The organism is Streptomyces sp. NPDC059567 (assembly GCF_042735655.1).
Classification (GTDB): domain Bacteria; phylum Actinomycetota; class Actinomycetes; order Streptomycetales; family Streptomycetaceae; genus Streptomyces.
The window spans coordinates 1-3474 of sequence record NZ_JBHWBS010000196.1; the positions used below are offsets into that span (position 1 = coordinate 1).

General features: G+C 68.8%; 2 protein-coding genes. One reads left to right on the plus strand and one right to left on the minus strand.

The window, feature by feature from the left end:
• The coding region (locus ACFVZW_RS36870; protein ID WP_384530942.1) for a condensation domain-containing protein at positions 1-1880 on the minus strand (1880 nt) is incomplete at its 3' end.
• A 391-nt stretch (positions 1881-2271) separates the two neighbouring features.
• Between ACFVZW_RS36870 and ACFVZW_RS36875 the strand changes: the two genes are divergently transcribed.
• A complete protein-coding gene (locus ACFVZW_RS36875; RefSeq protein ID WP_384530944.1) occupies positions 2272-3432 on the plus strand; it encodes a cytochrome P450 in 1161 nt (386 codons plus the stop codon).
• Positions 3433-3474: the final 42 nt, after the last annotated feature.

Genomic DNA, 3474 nt, shown 5'->3' on the forward strand with positions numbered 1-3474 from the left:
ATCCACACAAGACGGTTCACGATCCCCGCATGCGACACCACCACACCCTTCGGCCGCCCCGTCGAACCCGACGTGAAGATCACATACGCCGGATTGCCAGGCCTGACCCGGACATCCAGCGGCCCGGCGTCCAGGCCGGCCGGCGCCGGGTCGTCCACACGAATCCGAGCCACGTCCTCGGGCAACAGGGGCTCCAGGTTCCCGGTCGTCACCACCGAAGCGGCTCCGGCGGTCTCCAGGACGTATGCGATCCGGTCCGCCGGATACTCCGGATCCACCGGCAGATACGCGGCACCCGCCTTCACCACACCCAGCAGCGCCACCACCATCTCGACACCGCGCTCCAGACACACCCCCACCACCGACTCGGCACCCACACCCGAAGCGATCAGAAACCGCGCCAACTGATTCGCACGGAAATCCAGTTCCGCATACGACACCGACTCGCCCTCGAACACGACAGCCACCGCATCCGGCGCCCGCTCCACCTGCGCCTCGAACAACTCAGGCAACGTCGCCGGCACCAGATCGGCATCCGTGTCATTCCACTCCTCCACCACCAGACGACGCTCGTCGTGGGCCATGGTCTCGGCGCGCGCGACGAGGTCGCCGGGGGCGGCGTTCGCGAGCCAGTGGGCGACGTTCAGGTAGCGGCGGGAGACGGCGGCGGCGGCGGTGAGGTCGTGGACGTCGCGGTTGGCGTCGACGTTGATCTGCATGCCCGCGCGGGCGTAGATGTCGATGCGGATGTCGTCGACGGGCCCGGTCGACAGGTTGTGGGTCACGGTGGGGCAGTCGCCGAAGCGCAGGTCGTAGTCGAAGGCCATCACGTTGATGTGCAGCCCGCACAGGTCGCCGTCGGCGATGTTCAGGTCGTGCAGCATGTCCTTGTAGCGGTACTGCTGGTGCCGCAGCCCGTCGCGGATCGCGCGGGAGGCGTCGCGTACGACGTCCTCGACGGTGGAGTCCGGGCCGATGGTGAGCCGCAGCGGCAGGATGTTGGAGGTCATGCCGGGCACACCGAGGCTCCGCTTGTCGGAGCGGGCGCGCACGGGCAGGCCGACGGTGACCTCCCTCGCGCCGGTGACGCGGTGCTGGTAGAGCGCGGCGGCCGCGATCATCAGGCCTGCGAAGCTGGTCTTCAGGCGCCGGGCTCCGGCCTTGAGCGCGTCGCCGGCCGCGGTGTCGACACCGTCGGTGTGGCGCAGGGGGGCGCGCTGGGCGCGGCGGGACTTGTACGCGTCGCCGCCATGGACGGCGGGGTGGTCGGCGAGCAGCTCGCGCCAGTACTGCCGGTCCTCCTCGAACTGCGCGGACTCGCGGTAGGCGCGGTCGGCGTCGAGGAGTACGGAGAGGGGTTCGGCGGCGCCTTCACGGGGGTCGCGGCCTTCCAGGAGGGCGGTGTAGATCTCGGCACCGCGCCGGGCCACGACGAGGCCGCCCTGGCCGTCGAGGACGAGGTGGTGGGGGCGTATGTACCAGTAGTGGAGCTCGTCCGACACCTTGATGAGGGCCTCGTTGAACAGCGGGCCGCCGTCGAGTTCGGCGGGGCGCTGCAGATCGGCGTCCATCCAGGAGCGGGCGGCGGCGCGGGGGTCGGGCTCTGCGCTGACATCGACGGTCTGGACGGGGTAGTCGGCGGCGGCGTGCAGGTACTGCACGGGTGTTCCGTCGACGGTACGCATGCGCAGGCGCAAGGTCTCCATCTCGCGCACGCGCAGGTCGGCGGCGCGCACGAGGAGGTCGTGGTCCACGGAGCCGTGGATCTCGATGTACTCCGAGATGAAGAAGGCCCGGTTTTCGGGGGCGAGTTGCTGTGCGTACCAGATGCCGAGCTGTCCGCCCATCAATTCGCGGAGCTCACCTTCGGTCTTGGCCATTCCCGCGCACTCCAATCGTTCGACTCATCGACTGGAACAGCACGGGCCGCCTCGATCGGGGCATGCGCATGACCGCCCAGCTCCTCTTGCAAAAAGCTGTGAACTGATGATTCTGACTTCTTCGGCGCCTGGCGCGCGGCGACCCACTATGGCTCAGTGACCAGCGGTGATCAATGCGCTGCCGGTGAGCGTTCAACTGTGTGAGAACGGCAGTTGAACGCGGGGGCGGGGGCTGTCCCGGACAGCCTTGACGTACTCGTACGCACCCTGCGACCGTGAAAAGCGCCTCTATTCGAGCGCGCGCGTCAGAAGTATTGCGCGAACCATTTCCCGGCCACCCCACTATCTGCGAGGCACCCGTATGCCCGATTCAGCGCCACACATAAATCTGGTGGATCCCGCACTCTATTCCCACGGTGACCCCTTCGCGCAATGGCGCTGGCTGCGCGCCAACGATCCGGTGCACTGGCACCAGCCGGGCGAACTGCCCGGCTTCTGGTCGCTGACCCGCTACGACGACATCCGCACGGCCTACCGTGACGCGGAGACGTTCAGTTCGGCGCAGGGGATCCTGCTGCGGCCGGCCGAGCACGGGGCGGACCCTGGCGGCGGGCGCACGCTGGCCCTGACGGACGCGCCCCGGCACAGGCAGCTGCGAGGGCTGGTCGACGGCTGGTTCGCCGTGCGGTCGGTCCGGGCCCTGGAGGCGGAGATGAAGGACATCGCCCAGGGCGTGGTCGACAAGGCGCTGGAGAGCGGTAGTTGTGACTTCGTGGCCGATGTCGCGGCCCGTGTCCCGCTCTACGTGATCTGCAGAATGATGGGCGTGCCGGAGTCCGACTGGGAGCACCTGTACGAGCTGACGAGCCAGGCCTTCGCGGCGGGCGACCCGGCGACGCGCAGGTTCGCGCACCTCGACATCCTGGGGTACTTCGAGATGCTTCAGGCCGACAAGGCGGAGGATCCGGGCGACGACCTGGTGAGCATCCTGGCGACGGCGGAGATCGACGGGGAGCGCCTGAGCCCTGACGATGTGATCCTGAACTGCGACAACCTGCTGGTGGGCGGCACGGAGAACACGCGCATCGCGGCGGCCGGCGGGATGCTGACCTTCCTGGAGCGGCCGGACCAGTGGCGGGCGGTGCGAGAGGATCCGGGGCTGCTGCCGTCCGCGGTGGAGGAGGTGCTGCGCTGGACGTCGACGGCGACGCACATCATGCGTACGGCGGTGCAGCCCGCGGAGATCCACGGGCGGCGCATCGAGGTGGGCGACAGGGTGGTCTTCTGGCTGCCGTCGGCCAACCGCGACGAGACCGTCTTCGACGACCCTGACGTCTTCGACGTGCGCCGGACACCCAATCGTCACCTGTCGCTGGGCTTCGGGGAGCACTTCTGCCTGGGGAGCATGCTCGCCAAGGTGGAAATGCGTCTGCTGTACGGCGAGTTGTTGGAGCGGGGCGTGGACGTCGAGCTGGACGGCGAGCCGACGCTCCTCGACTCGATCGTGGTCAACGGCCCGGAGACGCTGCCGGTGCGGATGAAGGCGGCCTGAGAGCCGCCACGCGTGAAGGGGCCCACCTCGGCGAGGTGGGCC